This is a genomic window from Pseudomonas gingeri (assembly GCF_013386115.1).
Classification (GTDB): domain Bacteria; phylum Pseudomonadota; class Gammaproteobacteria; order Pseudomonadales; family Pseudomonadaceae; genus Aquipseudomonas; species Aquipseudomonas gingeri.
In genome coordinates this window covers 18,145-36,982 of sequence record NZ_JACAOR010000006.1, presented here as the reverse complement: position 1 = coordinate 36,982, position 18,838 = coordinate 18,145, and the positions used below count along the sequence as shown (strand labels likewise).

General features: G+C 63.1%; 15 protein-coding genes. 10 read left to right on the top strand and 5 right to left on the bottom strand.

The features are described 5' to 3' along the window. Positions 1-35 precede the first annotated feature (35 nt). From rsmA to HX881_RS11920, 4 genes are read right to left on the bottom strand one after another with little or no spacing between them, the layout of a single operon-like run. Positions 36-854, bottom strand: coding sequence for a 16S rRNA (adenine(1518)-N(6)/adenine(1519)-N(6))-dimethyltransferase RsmA (gene rsmA / locus HX881_RS11935; RefSeq protein ID WP_177084632.1), 819 nt, complete (start codon positions 852-854; stop codon positions 36-38). Then, positions 851-1,840, bottom strand: a complete 990-nt coding sequence (gene pdxA / locus HX881_RS11930) for a 4-hydroxythreonine-4-phosphate dehydrogenase PdxA (protein ID WP_177084630.1) — start codon at positions 1,838-1,840, stop codon at positions 851-853. The genes rsmA and pdxA overlap by 4 nt, the downstream gene beginning before the upstream one ends. Continuing rightward, entirely contained in the window at positions 1,837-3,153 is a 1,317-nt protein-coding gene (locus HX881_RS11925) for a peptidylprolyl isomerase (RefSeq protein WP_042936631.1), read from the bottom strand. Before HX881_RS11925 ends, pdxA begins: the two co-directional genes overlap by 4 nt. After that, a complete protein-coding gene (locus tag HX881_RS11920) occupies positions 3,134-5,959 on the bottom strand; it encodes an LPS-assembly protein LptD (RefSeq protein ID WP_177084628.1) in 2,826 nt (941 codons plus the stop codon). Before HX881_RS11920 ends, HX881_RS11925 begins: the two co-directional genes overlap by 20 nt. Positions 5,960-6,090: 131 nt before the next feature. Here HX881_RS11920 and HX881_RS11915 point away from each other — a divergent pair, with 131 nt between their 5' ends. Genes HX881_RS11915 through HX881_RS11905 form a run of 3 tightly spaced genes read left to right on the top strand, consistent with a single transcriptional unit; the run spans position 6,091 to position 8,556 of the window. Then, positions 6,091-7,116: an aminoglycoside phosphotransferase family protein gene (locus tag HX881_RS11915; protein WP_177084626.1), complete on the top strand. Its 1,026-nt coding sequence runs from the start codon at positions 6,091-6,093 to the stop codon at positions 7,114-7,116. Then, the gene (murU, locus tag HX881_RS11910) at positions 7,113-7,787 is read left to right on the top strand and encodes an N-acetylmuramate alpha-1-phosphate uridylyltransferase MurU (RefSeq protein ID WP_177084624.1); all 675 of its coding nucleotides are present in this window, start codon (positions 7,113-7,115) and stop codon (positions 7,785-7,787) included. Before HX881_RS11915 ends, murU begins: the two co-directional genes overlap by 4 nt. 1 nt (position 7,788) lies before the next feature. Next, positions 7,789-8,556: a TerB family tellurite resistance protein gene (locus tag HX881_RS11905; protein WP_177084622.1), complete on the top strand. Its 768-nt coding sequence runs from the start codon at positions 7,789-7,791 to the stop codon at positions 8,554-8,556. Between the two features lie 40 nt (positions 8,557-8,596). Here HX881_RS11905 and HX881_RS11900 read toward each other — a convergent pair whose 3' ends face one another. Continuing rightward, positions 8,597-9,583: an alpha/beta hydrolase family protein gene (locus HX881_RS11900; protein ID WP_177084620.1), complete on the bottom strand. Its 987-nt coding sequence runs from the start codon at positions 9,581-9,583 to the stop codon at positions 8,597-8,599. A 73-nt stretch (positions 9,584-9,656) separates the two neighbouring features. Between HX881_RS11900 and HX881_RS11895 the strand changes: the two genes are divergently transcribed. The 7 genes from HX881_RS11895 (at position 9,657) to HX881_RS11865 (ending at position 18,826) form a co-directional block, all read left to right on the top strand. Beyond that, a complete protein-coding gene (locus HX881_RS11895; RefSeq protein WP_177084768.1) occupies positions 9,657-12,077 on the top strand; it encodes a PAS domain S-box protein in 2,421 nt (806 codons plus the stop codon). 28 nt (positions 12,078-12,105) lie between these two features. After that, positions 12,106-12,735, top strand: coding sequence for a response regulator (locus HX881_RS11890; protein ID WP_017128676.1), 630 nt, complete (start codon positions 12,106-12,108; stop codon positions 12,733-12,735). Between the two features lie 259 nt (positions 12,736-12,994). Further along, a complete protein-coding gene (locus tag HX881_RS11885) occupies positions 12,995-14,119 on the top strand; it encodes an ABC transporter ATP-binding protein (RefSeq protein WP_177084618.1) in 1,125 nt (374 codons plus the stop codon). 70 nt (positions 14,120-14,189) lie between these two features. Beyond that, positions 14,190-15,233 carry an ABC transporter substrate-binding protein gene (locus HX881_RS11880; RefSeq protein WP_177084616.1) on the top strand — a complete coding sequence of 348 codons (1,044 nt, stop codon included), beginning with the start codon at positions 14,190-14,192 and terminating at the stop codon, positions 15,231-15,233. 222 nt (positions 15,234-15,455) lie between these two features. Continuing rightward, entirely contained in the window at positions 15,456-16,703 is a 1,248-nt protein-coding gene (locus HX881_RS11875; protein WP_017128673.1) for an ABC transporter permease, read from the top strand. A gap of 13 nt (positions 16,704-16,716) precedes the next feature. Beyond that, a complete protein-coding gene (locus tag HX881_RS11870; protein ID WP_017128672.1) occupies positions 16,717-17,541 on the top strand; it encodes an ABC transporter permease in 825 nt (274 codons plus the stop codon). 136 nt (positions 17,542-17,677) lie between these two features. After that, positions 17,678-18,826 (top strand): iron-containing alcohol dehydrogenase, encoded by a 1,149-nt coding sequence (locus HX881_RS11865; RefSeq protein WP_177084614.1) that lies wholly within the window; start codon positions 17,678-17,680, stop codon positions 18,824-18,826. Positions 18,827-18,838: the final 12 nt, after the last annotated feature.

Below are 18,838 nucleotides of genomic sequence, written 5' to 3'. Positions count from 1 at the left end.
AATCCGGCGGTGTACCCGGGCGCGATGAGGCTATGTCAGTCGGCGACGGCTGCCGTGTCGGACTGTTCGCTGAGCTTGTCGGCCAGGCGCACGAAAGCGGCGAGATCCAGTTGTTCCGGACGCAGGCTGCCATCGACACCGGCGGCTTCGATCTCGGCGCTGCTGAGCAGGGCCTTGAGCGTGTTGCGCAGGGTCTTGCGACGCTGGTTGAAGGCTTCGCGAACGACCCGCTCAAGCAGGCGATGGTCCTTGGCCGGGTGCGGTAGCACGGCGTGGGGCACCAGGCGGACAATCGCCGAATCGACCTTCGGTGGCGGATTGAACGCGCCGGGGCCGACATTGAACAGGTGTTCCACGCGGCAATGGTACTGGACCATGATCGACAGGCGACCCCAGTCGCCGCCACCCGGGCCGGCGGCCAGGCGCTCGACGACTTCCTTTTGCAGCATGAAGTGCATGTCGCGGATCAGGCTGGCGTTGTGCAGCAGGTGGAAAATCAGCGGCGTGGAGATGTTGTACGGCAGGTTGCCGACCACTCGCAGGCTGTTCGGCGCGGCATTCAGGCTGGTGAAGTCGAATTTCAGCGCATCGCCCTGATGCAGGTTGAAGTTCGCCTTGCCGGCGAACTGCTGGTTCAGGATCGGGATCAGGTCCTTGTCCAGTTCAACCACGTCCAGCTGTGCACCGCTGCCCAGCAAGCCTTCGGTCAAGGCGCCCTGGCCCGGGCCGATCTCCAGCAGGCGGTCCTCGGACTTGGCATGGATGGCGCGCAGGATGCGGTCGATCACACCGGCGTCGTGCAGGAAGTTCTGCCCGAAACGCTTGCGCGCCCGGTGTTGGTATTGCTCGCTCATAAACGGGTCTCGGCCATCTGGTAGGCGGTTTCCAGGGCGACTTGCAGGCTGCCGGTGTCGATTTTGCCGCTGCCGGCCAGATCCAGGGCGGTGCCATGGTCGACCGAGGTGCGGATGATCGGCAAGCCCAGGGTCACATTGACTGCCGCGCCGAAACCTTTGTATTTCAGTACGGGCAGGCCCTGGTCGTGGTACATCGCCAGCACTGCATCGCAGTGCTCCAGATATTTGGGGGTAAACAGAGTGTCGGCGGGCAGCGGGCCACGCAGATCCATGCCTTCGATGCGCAGACGCTCCAGGGTGGGTTCGATGATGTCGATCTCTTCGTGGCCCAGATGGCCGCCTTCGCCGGCATGGGGGTTGAGCCCGCAGACCAGGATGCGCGGTTGGGCAATGCCGAATTTTTCCTTGAGATCGGCATGCAGGATACGTGTGACGCGCTCCAGGCGTTCGGGAGTGATCGCGTCCGCCACCTGGCGCAAGGGCAGGTGAGTGGTGACCAGCGCCACCCGCAATCCGCGGGTGGCCAGCATCATGACGACCTGGCTCGTGTGGGTCAGGTCCGCGAGGAACTCCGTGTGGCCGGAGAACGCGATGCCGGAATCGTTGATCACGCCCTTGTGGACCGGGGCGGTGATCATGCCGGCGAAATCGCCGTCCAGGCAGCCCTGGCCGGCGCGGGTCAGGGTTTCCAGCACAAAGGCCGCATTGGCCTTGTCCAGCTTGCCGGCGACGACCTGGGTCGCCAGCGGCGTATCCCATACATACAGGCTGCCTGCCGGGGCCGGTCGTTCGGGCCAGTTGTCCGGCCCCACCGCCAGCAGGTCGACGGCCACGGCCAGTTGCGCGGCCCGCTCGGCGAGCAGGTCACGACTGGTAATGGCAATCAGGGGATGAGGCTGGGGCTGCGAGGCGAGCAGCAGGCAAAGGTCTGGACCTATGCCCGCCGGCTCGCCGGGTGTCAACGCGAAACGCTTGGGTTTCACTGGGCCGCCTGGTCTGCGCCAGGGAGCTTGATTTCAACGTAGGCTTCGTCGCGGATCTGACGCAGCCAGGTTTGCAGCTCTTCATCGTACTTGCGGTTACGCAGCACGGTCATGGCCTGCTGTTCGCGTGCCTGCGTGGTGCTGTCGGTGGCGCGACGGCCAAGGACTTCCAGCACGTGCCAGCCGTATTGGGTCTTGAACGGCTTGGACAGTACGCCTTGTGGCGTTTTTGCCATCACTTCCTGGAACTCCGGAACCAGTACCTTCGGGTCGATCCAGTTCAGGTCGCCACCGTTGAGGGCCGAACCCGGATCTTCCGAGAAGCTCTTGGCCAGGGTGGCGAAGTCTTCGCCATTCTGGATGCGCTCGTAGAGTTTCTGGGCCAGGGCCTGGGTCTCGGCTTCGCTGCGAATGGCGTTCGGCTTGATCAGGATGTGACGAACATGGACTTCGTCGCGCATCTGGGTTTCGCCGCCGCGCTTCTCCAGCACCTTCAGGATGATGAAACCACCCGGAGTACGCGCCGGTTCGGTGATGTCACCGACTGGCATGCTGCTCAGCAAATGGTCGAACGGTGGCGGCAGTTGCGCCGGCTTGCGCCAGCCCATGTCGCCACCTTCGAGGGCGTTGTCGCTGCCGGATTTGGCAATGGCCAGTTGGGCGAAGTCGGCACCCTGCTTGAGCTGCCGGTAGACGTCCTGGGCCTGTGCCGCTGCGGCCTGGATCGCCTGCGAACTGGCGCTGTCCGGCGTGGAGATAAGGATGTTGGCCAGGTGCAGTTCTTCGGAGAGCTGCATCTTGCCCAGGTCGGAGGCGAGGAAGTTCTTCACTTCCTGCTCGGAAACCTGGATGCGTTCGGCAACGCGGCGCTGGCGCACGCGGCTGATGACCATTTCGCGGCGGACCTGATCCCGTGCGTCCTCATAGGAGAGGCCGTCGTGGGCCAGCGCGGCCTTGAACTGGTCCACCGACATGTTATTGCGCTGGGCAATGGTGCCGATGGCCTGGTTCAGTTCCTCGTCGGAGATGCGAATGCCGGAGCGTTCGCCGATCTGCAGTTGCAGGTTCTCGACGATCAGGCGTTCGAGGACCTGCTGGTCCAGGACGCTGGTCGGTGGCACGCCACCGCCACGCTTGGCGATGCTCTGCTGGACTTCGTGGACGCGCTGGTCCAGTTGGCTCTGCATGATCACGTCGTTGTCGACGATCGCCACGACGTTGTCGAGGGGCTGCACGGCGGCGTGAACCGCCGCACTCAGGACCAGCGCGCCCAGCATCAGCGGGCGCAGACAATCAGAAAGCTTGATCTTCACGTTCACGATAACCTTGGATGCCTTTGTCGAGGAAGCTCTCTAGCTTGGCGCCGGTAACGCCGCCGAGTCCCTTCAGGACAATTTGGAGGAAGATGCCATGGTCGCCTTTCTCGTTTTGCGGGGCGTCCTGGCTGAACTCGTCATACTTGACCCAGTAACGGTTGATCAGGCGCAGTTTCCAGCAGCAGTTGTCGTACTCGAAACCACCGAAGGCTTCCAGCGTACGGTTGCGGTTGTAGTCGTACTGCCAGCGGCTGATGACGTTCCACTGCGGCACGATCGGCCAGATCACCGAGAAGTCGTGCTGCTGGATCTTGTAGTAGTCCTTCACGAAGCCTGGTGTACCCGGGGTGCCGTAGTCGCCACCGAACTGCCATTGGCCGGTGTTCTGGTTGTAGATCACCTGGTCGTTGCGATAGCGATAGCCGGCGTTGAAGACCTTGTTCGGGTTGTCTTCAGGCTGGTAGTGGAACATCGCGCTGCCGGAACGCGGGCTGTGGCTGTCCGGGTCCCAGTTGTAGTCGGCCGTCGCACGCCAGTCGTGGTTGAAGCGATAGGCGTATTCCAGGGCGTAGGGCGAAACGTTGGAGGTGGCGTCGGCGCGAGTACGGTAATTGACACCCGGCAACTGGACGGTACGGTCCTTGAAGTACAGCGCCTGGCCGATACTCACGCGTTGACGTTCGAAGCCATTGTCTTCGATCCAGCGGCTGGTGAGACCCAGGGACAGCTTGTTCTCGTCGCCGACGCGGTCCGACCCTGAGAAGCGGTTGTCGCGGAACAGGGAGGCGTAGTTGAAGCTGTACTCACCAGTATCGAAGACCGGGATGTCCTTCTGGTCTTTCTCCGGCACATAGAGATAGAACAGGCGCGGCTCCAGGGTCTGGCGATAGTTGGTGCCAAACAGACTGGTGTTGCGGTCGAAGTACAGGCCGCTGTCGATGCTTGCGATAGGAACGGCGCGACTTTGCGAACTGTTGAAAGTTTCGCCGAGTGCCGAAGCGTTGCTGGTGTTATTGACCAGATCGTCCCGGCCTTGGGAGCCCAGGTCCAGGTCATACTTGGTGTACTGGTACTTGAGCGATGGCGTGATATAGCCATAGGTCCAGTTCATCGGCAGGCTGACACCCGGCTTGAGGTTCAGGCGAGTGCCGTTGGCACGTGCCAGACCCACCACGTTGGTGTCCAGGCGAGGAGTACCGATGGCATTGCCGTTGATATCGAACGGTCCGCCGTCCTTGTCGAAGAAGTTGCCGTTTTCCAGGCTGCGCTCGAAGCGTACCGCTTCAGTCTCGTAAGTGAAATCCAGGCCTTCCGGGTGGTAAGGCAATGTCCCGTTGAAGGTGATCTGCGGCAGCCGGTTGTAGGGCGTGATGTTCGATACGCTGGCCAGTTGGTAGGCCTGCACATTGAGCCGGGCGGTGTAGTCGTCGCCGCGGTAGCTGACGGCGCCTTGCTGGTTGACGTAGGAGCTGGAATCGGTGACGCCGATCTGGTCGCTTGTCAGGTCCTGGAAGTAGTAGGGGTCGCTGATCTTGGTGTAGTCGACCTCGGTCAGTATACGCGAATCCAGGCCACCCTTGTGCTGCCAGTTGATCATGTAGCGGGTTTTTTCGGAGTCGGTCTGCTTCGAGCGATCATTGCTGTCGTCGTTCAGGTACGCGCCGCCGAACTGGCCTTCGCTGGACTTGGTCAGGTAGCGGAACTCGCCTTCCATCAACAAGCCGCGCTTGGTCATGTAGCGTGGGTACAACGTGGCGTCGTAGTTCGGCGCCAGGTTGAAGTAGTACGGGGTGACAAACGTGAAGCCGCTATCGCCACCCGAACTGAAGCTCGGCGGCAGGAAGCCGGACTGGCGACGGTCGTCGATCGGGAAGTAGATGTACGGCGTGTACAGGACCGGAATGTCCTTGACCCGCAGTGTCACGTTGGTCGCGGTGCCGAAACCGGTCGCCGGGTTCAAGGTGATGTTGTTGCCCTTGAGCTGCCAGGCGTTGCTGTTCGGTTCGCACGTGGTGTACGTACCGTCCTTGAGACGGATGATCGCGTTTTCGGCACGCTTGGCATACAGCGCGCTACCGCGGATACGCGACTTGTGCAGAACGTATTCGGCGTTGTCGACCTTGGCTTCGCCAGTGTCCAGTTGCACGTCGGCGTGATCGCCGACCAGCAGGGCGCCGTTGTCGCGGACACGCACGTTGCCGTTCAGCTCACCACGGTTTTCCGCCTGGTACAGGCTTGCCTCGTCGGCCTCGACCTGCATGCTGCCCTGGCGCATGACCACGTCGCCGGCCAGGCTGGCGACCTGCTGGTCCTGCTCGTAACGGGAAGCCTTGGCACCGATAAAGGTCGGCGCGTCACTTTTATTCGTCTTGTCATTCATGCCAGGACGAATCGGTTCGATATAGGAACCAGAGCAGTAAGGACCGGTTTCGGCCAATTGCGCAGGCGTCAGCTTCTCGCGTGGGACCCAGTCGAGGTGGCTGTAGTCGGCACTGCGCGATTTCAGGCCGCGGCCCTTGGCTTCGGTGACCAGTTTGGTCGCCGGTGCGGAATCGCCGCCGGAACCGCTGTCAGCCGTGGCCTCGGTGCTGCCGCCGACCGAGCCCGCTTCATGCACGGGACGTGGTGGCAACTGGGCGGTGGTCGCCTTGGGCGCACAGCTCCAGGCGCCCGAAGCTGAGGCCGAACAGTCATACTGTTCAGCAGCGACGACGAACGAAGTGGCTAAAGGTTGCAGGGCCAGCAAACCGCCGGTGACCAGCAACGGAAACTTTCTACGAAACGCGGGGGATTTCAATGCCATCTTATTAGTCCGGGCTTCCTGCGTGCCATCTGCCCGCGGTAAAGGGCCGCACGCCTATCGATGGTCTGAAAAAGATGCTGGATAATAAAGCATGACCCGCTTGACGGCTAGCGCCGTCGGAGACCCTTGTAATGCCTGACCAAGATCTACGCTTGCAACACCTGAAAGTTTGGCTGGATAAGCAGTTGACCACGTTGTTCCTGACTGAAGGCTGGGGTGCCGTGCCCGCGGCCACATTGACCGCGGCCAGCAGCGACGCGAGTTTCCGCCGATATTTCCGTTGGGAAGGCGAGGGCCGCAGCTTTATCGTGATGGACGCTCCGCCCCCCCGGGAAAACTGCAAACCCTTCGTGGATATCGCCCATTTGCTGGCGAAATCCGGCATCAACGTGCCAAAAATTCATGCGCAGGATCTGCAGAACGGATTTCTTTTGCTCAACGACCTGGGCAACCGGACCTATCTGGATGTGATCGACGCCGAAAACGCCGATGCCCTGTTCGCCGATGCCATCGATGCCTTGCTGGCTTTTCAGCAACTGCCGATGGATGCCGGACTGCCGAGCTACGATGTCGCGCTGTTGCGCCGCGAGCTGGAACTCTTTCCCGAGTGGTATGTGGGGCGTGAGCTGGGCATCGATTTCAGCCAGGCACAGCTCGAGCGCTGGCAACGGGTCAGTACGCTGTTGATCGACAGCGCGCTGGCGCAGCCGAAAGTGCTGGTGCACCGCGACTACATGCCGCGCAACCTGATGCTGAGCGAGCCCAATCCGGGCGTGCTGGATTTCCAGGATGCGGTCTATGGGCCGGTGACCTATGACATCACCTGTCTGTTCAAGGACGCCTTCCTCAGTTGGCCCGAAGCCCGGGTCGGTGACTGGTTGCACAGCTACTGGCAGCAAGCCGGGCGCCTGGGCATTCCGGTCCAGCCGGACTTCGAGGAATTTCGCCGGGCCAGCGACCTGATGGGCGTGCAGCGTCACTTGAAGGTGATCGGGATCTTCGCCCGTATCTGCCATCGTGATGGCAAGCCGCGCTACCTGGCGGATGTACCGCGCTTCTTTGCCTATATAGAGGCGGTACTGGCGCGCCGTCCGGAACTGGCCGAGCTGGGCGAGCTGTTGGCCAGCCTGCGCCAGCCCGCGGGTGCTGTCGTATGAAGGCGATGATCCTGGCGGCGGGGAAGGGCGAGCGCATGCGCCCGCTGACCCTGCACACGCCAAAGCCGCTGATTCGTGCCAGGGGCGTCCCGTTGATCGACTACCCCCTGCGGGCTCTGGCGGCGGCGGGCTTCAAGGAGATTGTCATCAACCATGCCTGGCTGGGGCAGCAGATCGAAGACTACCTTGGCGATGGCTCGCGTTATGGCTTGAGCATCGCCTATTCGCCGGAAGGTGAGCCGCTGGAAACCGGTGGGGGAATCTTCCGGGCGCTGCCGTTGTTGGGAGACGAGCCCTTCCTGGTGGTCAACGGCGATATCTGGACCGACTACGACTTTTCTGCACTGCGTCGTCCGCTGGCCGGGCTGGCGCACCTGGTGATGGTCGACAATCCGCCTCATCATCCGGCGGGCGGAGACTTTGTCCTGGATGGCGGTCAGGTGCGTGATGATGAGCCGGATGCGGCCAGGCTGACCTATAGCGGCATCTCGGTGCTGCATCCCGGGCTGTTTGCCGGTTGCGTCGCGGGGGCGTTCAAGCTGGCACCGCTGCTGCGTCAGGCCATGGCCCGGGGGCAGGTCAGCGGAGAACATATGAAGGGGCACTGGGTGGACGTCGGCACTGTCGAGCGCCTGGCCCAGGTCGAGCAATTGCTGGAAGAGAGACACTGATATGTTGTGGCCAGGGACTCTGATTGGAGCCGGGGCGGGCTTTGCCATTGCCAGCATTCCGGGGGCCATGCTCGGCGCATTGCTGGGGCAGGCGCTGGATCGGCGCCTGCAACTGCACAGCCTGGCGCATCTGCGCGAGCGCCTGGGCGGCAAGCCGGCATTGCGCAACGACGAGTTGTTGTTTGTCCTGCTCGGACGCCTTGCCAAGAGCGATGGGCGGGTAGTGGATGGGCATATCCAGCAGGCACGCCAGGAAATGCGCCAGCTGGATATGGGCGAAGCCGCGCAGCGCCGGGCGATTGCCGCGTTCAATCGCGGCAAGTCGGGGAGTGACCGCCTGCGTGGCTATCTGCGCCACCTCAAGGCTCAGCCCCACGCTGCGGAAGGTGTGCTGCGGGCCTGCTGGCGGATGGTCTGGGCCGATGGCCGGGCCGGGCGCGAGGAGCGTGAACTGATTCTGCTCTGGGGCAAATGGTTGGGCTGGACATCGCAGCAGATCCAGGCCCTGGCCAGCGACTACGAGCCCGCGCGCAGGCCGCTGATGAGCAGTGCCGGAAGCTATCAGGATGCCCTGCGGATCCTGGGGGTGGCGCCCACCAGCGAACCGGCGCAGATCAAGCGGGCGTATCGGCGCCTGTTGAGTCGCCATCATCCGGACAAGGTGGCGGGCGGCGGGGCGACGCCCGCCGAAGTGCAGGACGCCACCGAGAAAACCCGCGAGTTGCACCAGGCCTACGCACTGATCCGCGAACGGCGGGATTTTCGCTAGGGCGTTTGCCCATGAACAGCCAGGAGCAACAGCCAGGAAACTACTGGCTGTCGTCCTGGGGATTCAGATAACCACGAATACGACGGAACAACTGTTCCTGGCCCGGATTGCCCGGCAGCGCCTTCAGTGACACCTGGGTGTAGCTGGAGGTCTTCTGACGCTTGCTGGCCTGCAGGCGCTGCAAGGCGGCTTTGCGATCCAGCGGGTTGTCCTGGTAGAAGAAGTCGGCGATCGGCAGTTTCAACCCCGGCGTCAGTTGCCCCAGGTCCGGCTTGGCACTGATCGGCGTCTGCGCCGCCACGAGCACCAGCTTCTGCACCTGCGGCGAGGCCTTTTCGGTCATGTAGCGGGTCGCCCAGTAGGCACCGGTGCCATGGCCGAGCAGAACGATGCTGCGGGCATTCTGCTGTTGCGCATAGGCAATGGCGGCATCGAATCGGGCAAAGATCCGTTCGGCATCGGCCTTGAGCGGGTCTTCGCTATTCTCCACCACGGCCGGGTCGGGGCTGTCGGCTTCGGCGCTGGCCGCCTGCTCGATGGGTTTGGCGGTGGTACTGGCGTCCTTGCTGTTGGTGGATGCCGGCTCGGCCGGTTTGGCGGCTTCGACGACCCGCGGCAGGCTGGCTTCGCTTTGCAGGTCCGGGAGTGTCAGACTCAGGCTGCTCCACTGGGCGTCCGGCAGCTTGCGTCGCAAGGGCCCGACGGCCTGGGGCCAGTCAGCGGTTTCGCCGGCGCCCGGGATGATGATCACCGCCCCGGTGGGCGAGGGCGTGTTGGCCGGTTTCCACAGGGCGAGGAAGTTGTCGCCCGCGGCTTGCAGTTGTTGCTGCTCCTGCTGCGGCAGTTGTCGCTCCAGCGCGGTCGCGTCTTCCTGGCTGCGCTCGGGCAAGGGCTGGCGCTCGACCGGTTTTTCGGCGGGGGCTGGTGCTGCTGCGGGTGCCGGATCGGCCGCCAGGACCGGCGCGGCAAGCGGTAGTATCAACGACAGGCACAGCGCGGGGAGTGCCGAGCGGTAGACAGGGGGCATCGGATTTTCCAGGCCAGAAGTAATCCTGGCAGCCTAATGGGTTGGTCAGTATTTGTCAGTGTGGATGAGTCGTATCATGCGTTTTTGCTGCCTGTGGGTTATCGGCTGTTTGTGTTTTCCCTTGATGGCTTTTCCCTCGGGGGCCTGGGCTGCGCCTGCGCCTCACGGGACCGGCCTGCCGTTGTCCGGCGCGCAGCAGCAGTGGCTCGACGCGCATCGGGAATTGCGTGTCGGCCTGGTGCTGCAGGCACCCTATGCCCAGTACGACCGACGCTTGCAGCGGCTGTCGGGGGCCAATGTCGAGCTGATGAACTGGTTGGCGAAGGCCATGAATGTGGAGCTGACCTGGCGTAACTTTCCCGATCAGGCCCAACTGGAAAAAGCCCTGGGCGAAGGCGAGATCGACCTCGCCCCGGGCCTGACCCAGACGCCGGCCGGCCTGCGCCTGTGGTTGTTCTCCGATCCCTACATGCGCGTGCCGCAGCTGGTGGTGGGCGAACGCAACGGTGCCGGAGCCGTCGAGCTGGAAAAGCTCGACAGCCAGACCCGTGTCGCCGTGCGCATGCCCAGTGCCATTGCCGATTACCTGCGTAGCACCTATGCCAATCTCAACCTGCAGGGCGTGCCGCTGGAACGCCAGGCACTGCAATTGTTGCTGAGCCAGCAGGCCCGTTACGCGGTGGTCGACGAGGCCCAGCTCAGTCGTTTGTCCGCCGAGGAAGAGTTTGCCGGATTGGCGGTGGTGGGGGATATCGGCCTGCCGCAACTGCTGCGGGTGGCGACCCGGCGCGACTGGCCGGAACTGGCCGGGATCGTGGAGAAGGCCCTGCATGCGGTGCCGGCCCGGGACCTCGACCAGTTGCATATGCGCTGGTTGCAGCCCAAGTATCCGCGACTTTCCGCCTCGCCGGGGTTCTGGCAGAACCTCTGCCTGCTGCTGGCGGTGATGTTGCTGGCGAGCCTGGCGATCGTGTTCTGGCTGCGTCGTCAGCAACGCAGCCTCGAGCAGGCCCTGCTGGCCTCTCGTGAAGATCTCGCCTTGCGCGAAGCCAGCGAAGAGGCCCTGCGCCTGACCCAGTTCTCCATCGACCAGAGCACGGTGGGGATCCTCTGGGTCAACTGGGACAGCCATGTACGCTATGCCAACCGGGCGGCGGAAGCCATGTTGGGTTACCCGCCCGGTGCCCTGTTCGATCGGCCGCTGATCGACTTCGAGCCGAACCTGCATATGGACCGCTGGCTGAACCTGTGGAAACGCGCCCGGGCCAGTGACGAGGCGCCGCAAAGCTTCGAGACCCGCTGCCTGCGCGCCGATGGCAGCATCCTGCCCGCGGATGTGTCCCTCAGCTTCCTGCGCTTTCGCGACGGCGAATACCTGGTGGTCTATATCAACGACGTCACGGAGCGCCGCCGTGCCCTGGCGGCCTTGCAGGAAAGCGAGGCGCGGCTCAAGGGGATCGCGGCGAATGTCCCCGGCCTGGTGTTTCGCCTGGAGCGCGTGCCGCAGACCGGCGAACTGTATTTCCCCTATATCAGCGAAGGCAGCGAGAGCCTGGTGGGTTATCCCCCGGCCACCCTGCGCCAGCCGGATATCGGCCTGCGCAGCCTGGTGCATGCGCACGACCGGGCCGATTATCACCGCGTCCAGGACCTGGCCGTGGACTCCGAGAGCGACTGGTCCTGGCAGGGCCGGATCATGACCCGCGAAGGCCGGCAGCGGTGGGCGGAGATCAAGGCCATCACCCGCCGCCTCGAGGACGGTACGGTGGTCTGGGACGGTATCGTCTGGGATATCAGTGAAAGCAAGCGCATCGAACTGGAGCTGGCCAGTTCCCGCGAGCAGTTGCGCGAGCTGTCGGCGCACCTGGAGAGTGTCCGCGAAGAAGAAAAGGCCCGTATCGCCCGTGAGGTCCATGACGAACTGGGTCAGATGCTGACGGTGCTCAAGCTGGAAACCTCCATGTGCGAGTTGGCCTACGCTCAACTGGACCCCGGGCTGAATGACCGCCTCAACAGCATGAAAAAGCTGATCGCCCAGTTGTTCCAGTTGGTGCGCGATGTGGCGACGGCGCTGCGTCCGCCGATTCTCGATGCCGGTATCGCCTCGGCGATTGAGTGGCAGGCCCGGCGCTTTGAAGCGCGCACGCAGATCCCGTGCCTGGTGCAGGTCCCGGAAAACCTCCCGAGACTCAGCGACGCCAAGGCCATCGGCCTGTTCCGGATCCTCCAGGAGGCGTTGACCAATGTCATGCGCCACGCTCAGGCGCATACTGTCGAACTGACATTGGCGATTGATGGCCAGGACCTGTGCCTGAGTATCAGCGACGATGGCGTGGGTTTTGTCGCCCCCAGTGGCCGGCCGACATCCTTCGGGGTGGTGGGCATGCGCGAGCGGGTGCTGATGCTCGGCGGCAGCTTCTCGCTGGAAAGCCATGTCGGCGAGGGCACGACCCTGAGCGTCCGTGTGCCGTTGGATCGGCCCCAGGATAGATGATCCCCCTTTGATCGAGCAGGAGTAGCGCGTGATCCGTGTACTGGTAGCCGAAGACCACACCATTGTCCGCGAAGGCATCAAGCAATTGATCGGCCTGGCCAAGGATCTCCAGGTCGTGGGGGAGGCAAGCCATGGCGAGCAGTTGCTCGAAGCCCTGCGGCACACGCCCTGCGAGGTCGTGCTGCTGGACATCTCGATGCCTGGCGTCAACGGCCTGGAAGCGATTCCGCGGATCCGGGCGTTGAACAATCCGCCGGCGATCCTGGTGTTGTCGATGCATGACGAAGCTCAGATGGCTGCCCGCGCGCTCAAGGTCGGTGCCGCCGGCTACGCCACCAAGGACAGCGATCCGGCACTGCTGTTGACGGCCATTCGCAAGGTGGCGGCCGGCGGTCGTTATATCGACCCGGATCTGGCCGACCGGATGGTCTTCGAAGTCGGCCTGACCGACTCGCGCCCCTTGCACGCCCTGCTGTCGGAGCGGGAGTTCTCGGTGTTCGAGCGCCTCGCCCAGGGCGCCAATGTGAACGATATCGCCCAGCAACTGGCCTTGAGCAGCAAGACCATCAGCACCCACAAGGCCAGGTTGATGCAGAAGCTCAACATCACTTCCCTTGCCGAGCTGGTGAAATACGCGATGGAGCACAAGCTGTTGTAGGGATCGACGCCCGCGGTTCCGACAGGCAGAGGGGCGGTACATGCTCATTAACGACAGGCTGGCGCGTGCGTCCAACGGTGCTTCGGGCCCTTTCGCCGGGCAGGGCTTTCCCGCTTATCCAATAACGCCATCCTTGTAGGGCAATCCCTACCCCAATTCTTCCACACTGCTGAGGACAATCTCTCACACCCCCCGATTTGCGCTGCCGCAAGGGTTCACTAGGCTTAGACCACGGCAGTCAAAAACAAAAGGTGTGGGTATGAGCGAGGTCGATTCAAGCGCTGGGGCGAAGGACATTCTGGTCAGCTTTCGTGGTGTGCAGAAGAGCTACGATGGCGAGAACCTGATCGTCAAGGACCTCAACCTAGACATTCGCAAGGGCGAATTCCTTACCCTGCTCGGGCCTTCCGGTTCCGGCAAGACCACCAGCCTGATGATGCTGGCCGGGTTCGAAACCCCGACCGCCGGCGAGATCCAACTGGCCGGACGCTCCATCAACAACGTGCCGCCGCACAAGCGCGATATCGGCATGGTGTTCCAGAACTATGCCTTGTTCCCCCACATGACCGTTGCCGAGAACCTGGCGTTCCCGCTGACCGTGCGCGGTCTGAGCAAGACCGACGTCAGCGAGCGGGTCAAGCGTGTCCTGGGCATGGTCCAGCTCGACAAGTTCGCCCAGCGTTATCCGGCGCAACTGTCCGGCGGCCAGCAACAGCGCGTGGCACTGGCCCGGGCCCTGGTGTTCGAGCCGCAACTGGTGCTGATGGACGAACCGCTGGGGGCGCTGGACAAGCAATTGCGTGAACACATGCAGATGGAGATCAAGCACCTGCACCAGCGCCTGGGCGTGACCGTGGTCTATGTGACCCACGACCAGGGCGAAGCCCTGACCATGTCCGACCGCGTGGCGGTGTTCCATCAGGGGGAAATCCAGCAGATCGCCCCGCCGCGCACCCTCTATGAAGAGCCGAAGAACACCTTCGTCGCCAACTTCATCGGCGAGAACAACCGCCTCAACGGTCGCCTGCACAGCCACACCGGCGATCGCTGCGTGGTCGAGCTGGGGCGCGGGGAAAAGGTCGAGGCGCTGGCGGTGAATGTCGGCAAGACCGGCGAGCCGGTCACCCTATCGATCAGGCCGGAGCGCATCAGCCTCAACGGCTCCAGCGAATCGTGCGTCAACCGCTTCTCGGGCCGCGTGGCCGAATTCATCTACCTGGGCGACCACGTTCGTGTGCGCCTGGAAGTCTGTGGCAAGACCGACTTCTTCGTGAAACAACCCATTGCCGAGCTGGATCCGGCACTGGCGGTCGGCGATGTCGTACCCATTGGCTGGCAGGTCGAGCACGTTCGCGCGCTGGACCCGTTGCTCGACGCTGGCTGAGCGCTGTAACCCAAGAGGCGAATCAATCGCCCCGTGCTTCACCAACCTGCACTCGTGGAGAGAAGAATAAATGCTCAAATCCCTGAAATTCAGTGCCCTCGCGTTAGGGCTGATGTGCGCGGCAAATGCCATGGCGGCGACCGACCTGACCGTGGTGTCCTTTGGTGGCGCGAACAAGGCGGCCCAGGTCAAGGCCTTCTACACCCCTTGGGAAGCCCAGGCGGGCAACGGCAAGATCGTTGCCGGCGAATACAACGGCGAGATGGCCAAGGTGAAGGCCATGGTCGACACCAAGAGCGTGTCCTGGGACCTGGTGGAAGTCGAATCGCCGGAACTGTCCCGTGGTTGCGATGAAGACATGTTCGAGCAACTGGATCCGGCCCTGTTCGGCAAGTCCGAAGACTACGTCAAGGGCGCCATCCAGCCTTGCGGCGTCGGCTTCTTCGTCTGGTCGACCGTGCTTGCCTACAACGCCGACAAGCTGTCTTCGGCACCCGCCAGCTGGGCCGATTTCTGGGATACCAAGAAATTCCCGGGCAAGCGCGGCCTGCGTAAAGGCGCCAAGTACACCCTGGAATTCGCCTTGATGGCCGACGGTGTCGCACCCAAGGACGTCTACAAGGTACTGGCCGGCAAGGATGGCCAGGACCGCGCATTCAAGAAGCTCGATGAGCTCAAGCCCTACATCCAGTGGTGGGAAGCCGGTGCCCAGCCGCCGCAGTACCTCGCTTCCGGCGACGTGGTCATGAGCTCGGCCTACAACGGCCGGATTGCTGCCGTGCAGAAGGAAAGCAACCTGAAAGTGGTCTGGAACGGCGGGATCTACGATTTCGACGCCTGGGCCATTCCAAAGGGGTTGGACAAGGCGCGTGCCGATGCGGCGAAGAAGTTCATCGCTTTCTCGGTCATGCCGCAGCAGCAGAAGACCTACTCGGAAAACATCGCCTACGGCCCGGCCAATACCCAGGCAGTACCGCTGCTGGCCAAGGACATCCTGAAGGATATGCCGACCACTCCGGAAAACATCGCCAACCAGGTGCAGATCGACGTCAGTTTCTGGGCTGACAACGGCGAGCAACTGGAGCAGCGCTTCAACGCCTGGGCCGCGAAGTAACGGAACACGGTCTCGCAGACGCTGCATAACCCTGTAGGAGCCGGCTTGCCGGCGATGACGGCCGATCAGGCGATGCAAGCCTTACGGGCCTCATCGCCAGCAAGCCGGTTCCCACAGGGACCCTGTTCAACCCGTTGGGTTTGTGTGTTTCAGAAGAACAGCAGGCGGTGTCCCGTAACGGGATACCGGCCGTTGTCACAATAAAGTATTCCGGAGTTCGCCATGGCCATCACCGTTCCTCTGAACGAGGGGACCAGTCCCACCCTGAAGCAGCGTCTGGCGCGTGCCGAGCGGGTCAACCGCTGGAAGGCCCAGGCCTTGATCGCGCCGCTGGTGCTGTTTCTGTTGCTGGTGTTCCTGGTCCCCATCGTGGCGCTGCTCTATAAAAGCGTCGGCAACCCGGAGGTGGTCGGTGCCATGCCACGGACCGTGGCCGCCGTCGCTGCCTGGGACGGCAAGAGCCTGCCCGGCGAGCCGGTGTACAAGGCCCTCAGCGAAGACCTGGGCGAAGCGCGCAAGAACCAGACCCTGGGCGATCTGTCCAAGCGCCTGAACATGGAACTGGCCGGCTACCGCAGCCTGCTGACCAAGACCGCCCGCGCCTTGCCGTTCAAGACCGAGCCGGCCTCTTATAAAGAAGCCCTGGAAGCCCTCGATGAGCGTTGGGGCGACCCGGCGTACTGGCAGGCGATCCGCCGCAACACCAGTAGCATGACCCCCTATTACCTGCTGGCGGCCGTCGACCATCGGATCGACGACCTCGGCGAACTGGCCCCGGCCACTCCGGACCAGGCGATTTACCTGGATATCTTTGCCCGCACGTTCTGGATGGGCCTGGTCATCACCGCGATCTGCCTGGTCCTGGCGTATCCGCTGGCCTACCTGCTGGCGAACCTGCCGGCGCGCAAGAGCAACCTGCTGATGATCCTGGTGCTGCTGCCGTTCTGGACATCGATCCTGGTTCGGGTCGCGGCCTGGATCGTGCTGCTGCAGTCGGGCGGCCTGATCAACAGCGCCCTGCTGGCCATGGGCGTGATCGACAAGCCGCTGGAACTGGTCTTCAACCGTACCGGGGTCTACATCTCCATGGTGCACATCCTGCTGCCGTTCATGATCCTGCCGATCTACAGCGTGATGAAGGGTATCTCGCCGACCTATATGCGGGCGGCGATTTCCCTGGGCTGCCATCCGTTCGCCAGTTTCTGGCGGGTGTACTTCCCGCAGACCTATGCCGGGGTTGGCGCGGGCTGTCTCTTGGTGTTCATCCTGGCGATTGGTTACTACATCACCCCGGCACTGCTGGGCAGCCCGAACGACCAGATGGTCAGCTATTTCGTCGCCTTCTACACCAACACCAGCATCAACTGGGGCATGGCGACGGCACTGGGTGGCTTGCTGCTGCTGGCCACCGTGCTGCTGTACCTGATCTACAGCCGGCTGGTCGGTGCAAGCCGCCTGCGCCTGAGCTAAGGAGAGAATCGAAATGCTGAGTCCGTACATGTCGCCCGTCGAGCGGGTCTGGTTCTACAGCTTGCGCATTCTGTGCGGGCTGATCCTGCTGTTCCTGATCCTGCCGGTGCTGGTGATCATTCCCCTGTCGTTCAACTCGGGCAGCTTCCTGGTCTATCCGCTGCAAGGCTTTTCCCTGCACTGGTACCAGGACTTCTTCGGCTCGGCCGAGTGGATGCGTGCCTTGAAGAACAGCATCATCGTGGCGCCGGCGGCGACCGTGCTGGCGATGGTCTTCGGCACGCTGGCGGCGATCGGCCTGACCCGCGGCGACTTCCCGGGCAAGTCGCTGGTCATGGCCCTGGTGATTTCACCGATGGTGGTGCCGGTGGTGATCATCGGCGTGGCGAGCTACCTGTTCTTCGCGCCGCTGGGATTGGGCAACAGCTTCTTTTCCCTGATCGTGGTGCATGCGGTGCTGGGCGTGCCCTTTGTGATCATTACCGTCTCGGCGACGTTGCAGGGCTTCAACCACAATCTGGTGCGGGCCGCGGCCAGCCTCGGCGCTTCGCCGCTGACAACGTTCCGCCGGGTGACCTTGCCGCTGATCGCGCCGGGGGTGATTTCCGGGGCGCTGTTCGCCTTTGCCACCTCGTTCGATGAAGTGGTGGTGACGCTGTTCCTGGCAGGTCCCGAGCAGGCGACGCTGCCACGGCAGATGTTCAGCGGCATCCGCGAGAACCTCAGCCCGACCATTGCCGCCGCCGCCACGCTGCTGATCGTCTTCTCGGTGATCCTGTTGCTGACCCTGGAGTGGTTGCGCGGGCGCAGCGAGAAACTGCGTACCACCCAGGTATGAACAAGCTGTCCGATCGTTCCCTCGCGCCTGCGGGGGAACGATCGGCTTGCCATTCATCGTTTGAATAGGCTGAAAAAGGCCAATCCCCGGCTATTCTTGCTCGTGCCCTGATCATCACGACAAGAAGGCTGCGACCATGAGCATTTCCGCATTCAAGATCGCCCATAAACTGATCACCGGCTCCGGCGCCATCGAGCAACTGGCCGATGAACTGACCCGGCTGGATGTCGACAACCCGCTGATCGTGACCGATGCCGCGCTGGTCACCTCCGGTACTGTCGAACTGGCCCTCGCCCATCTGGGTGGACGCAGCTACGAGATCTACGACCGGGTGATGCCCGACCCGGAAATCGCCATTGTCGAAGACTGCATGCAGGTCTACCGTGAAGGCGGGCACGACGGCCTGATCGGCCTGGGTGGCGGCAGCGCCATCGATATCGCCAAGAGTGTCGCCGCCTACGCCGGTTATCACGGCGCCCTCGAGGACCTGTTCGGCGTCGATCAGGTACCGCGCAAAGGCCCGCCGCTGATTGCCATCCCGACCACCGCCGGCACCGGTTCCGAAGTGACCAATGTGGCGATCCTTTCCGACAAGCAGGCGCAACTGAAGAAAGGCATTGTCAGTGACTACCTGCTGCCGGACGTGGCGCTGGTCAGCCCGCAGATGACCCTGACCTGCCCCCGTGGCGTGACCGCCGCCAGCGGTGTCGATGCGCTGGTGCACGCGGTCGAGGCCTACCTGTCGCTCAACGCCTCGCCGATCACCGACGCCCTGGCCATTGGCGCCATCAAGCTGATTGCCAGGGCCTTGCCCAAGGCCTATGCCAACCCGGCCAACCTGCCGGCCCGCGAAGACATGGCCACGGCCAGCCTGATGGCCGGCATGGCCTTCGGCAATGCCGGCGTCGGCGCGGTGCATGCCCTGGCCTATCCTCTCGGCGGGCGCTTCAATATCGCCCACGGGGTGAGCAATGCACTGTTGCTGCCGTATGTCATGCAGTGGAACAAGCTGGCCTGTGTCGAGCGCATGCAGGACATCGCCATTGCCATGGGCGTGAATATTGCCGGCCTGAGTACCATCGAGGCGGCGGACAAGGCGGTCGCCGCGATGAGTGAACTGTGTCGCGCGGTGGAGATTCCGGTCGGCCTGAACAGCTTCGGCGTACCCATGGACGCGATCCCGGCCATGGCCGTGGAGGCGGCGGGCATCGAGCGGCTGATGCGCAACAACCCGCGGCGGTTGAGTGCGATGGATATCGAGAAGATCTACCGCGCCGCCTACTGAAGTCGCAGCAAG

Excerpts from the sequence above, each read along its gene's own strand:
- rsmA (WP_177084632.1), bottom strand. The coding sequence starts at position 854 with ATGAGCGAGCAATACCAACACCGGGCGCGCAAGCGTTTCGGGCAGAAC.
- HX881_RS11920 (WP_177084628.1), bottom strand. The coding sequence starts at position 5,959 with ATGGCATTGAAATCCCCCGCGTTTCGTAGAAAGTTTCCGTTGCTGGTC.
- HX881_RS11915 (WP_177084626.1), top strand. The coding sequence starts at position 6,091 with ATGCCTGACCAAGATCTACGCTTGCAACACCTGAAAGTTTGGCTGGAT.
- murU (WP_177084624.1), top strand. The coding sequence starts at position 7,113 with ATGAAGGCGATGATCCTGGCGGCGGGGAAGGGCGAGCGCATGCGCCCG.
- HX881_RS11905 (WP_177084622.1), top strand. The coding sequence starts at position 7,789 with ATGTTGTGGCCAGGGACTCTGATTGGAGCCGGGGCGGGCTTTGCCATT.
- HX881_RS11900 (WP_177084620.1), bottom strand. The coding sequence starts at position 9,583 with ATGCCCCCTGTCTACCGCTCGGCACTCCCCGCGCTGTGCCTGTCGTTG.
- HX881_RS11885 (WP_177084618.1), top strand. The coding sequence starts at position 12,995 with ATGAGCGAGGTCGATTCAAGCGCTGGGGCGAAGGACATTCTGGTCAGC.
- HX881_RS11880 (WP_177084616.1), top strand. The coding sequence starts at position 14,190 with ATGCTCAAATCCCTGAAATTCAGTGCCCTCGCGTTAGGGCTGATGTGC.
- HX881_RS11875 (WP_017128673.1), top strand. The coding sequence starts at position 15,456 with ATGGCCATCACCGTTCCTCTGAACGAGGGGACCAGTCCCACCCTGAAG.
- HX881_RS11870 (WP_017128672.1), top strand. The coding sequence starts at position 16,717 with ATGCTGAGTCCGTACATGTCGCCCGTCGAGCGGGTCTGGTTCTACAGC.
- HX881_RS11865 (WP_177084614.1), top strand. The coding sequence starts at position 17,678 with ATGAGCATTTCCGCATTCAAGATCGCCCATAAACTGATCACCGGCTCC.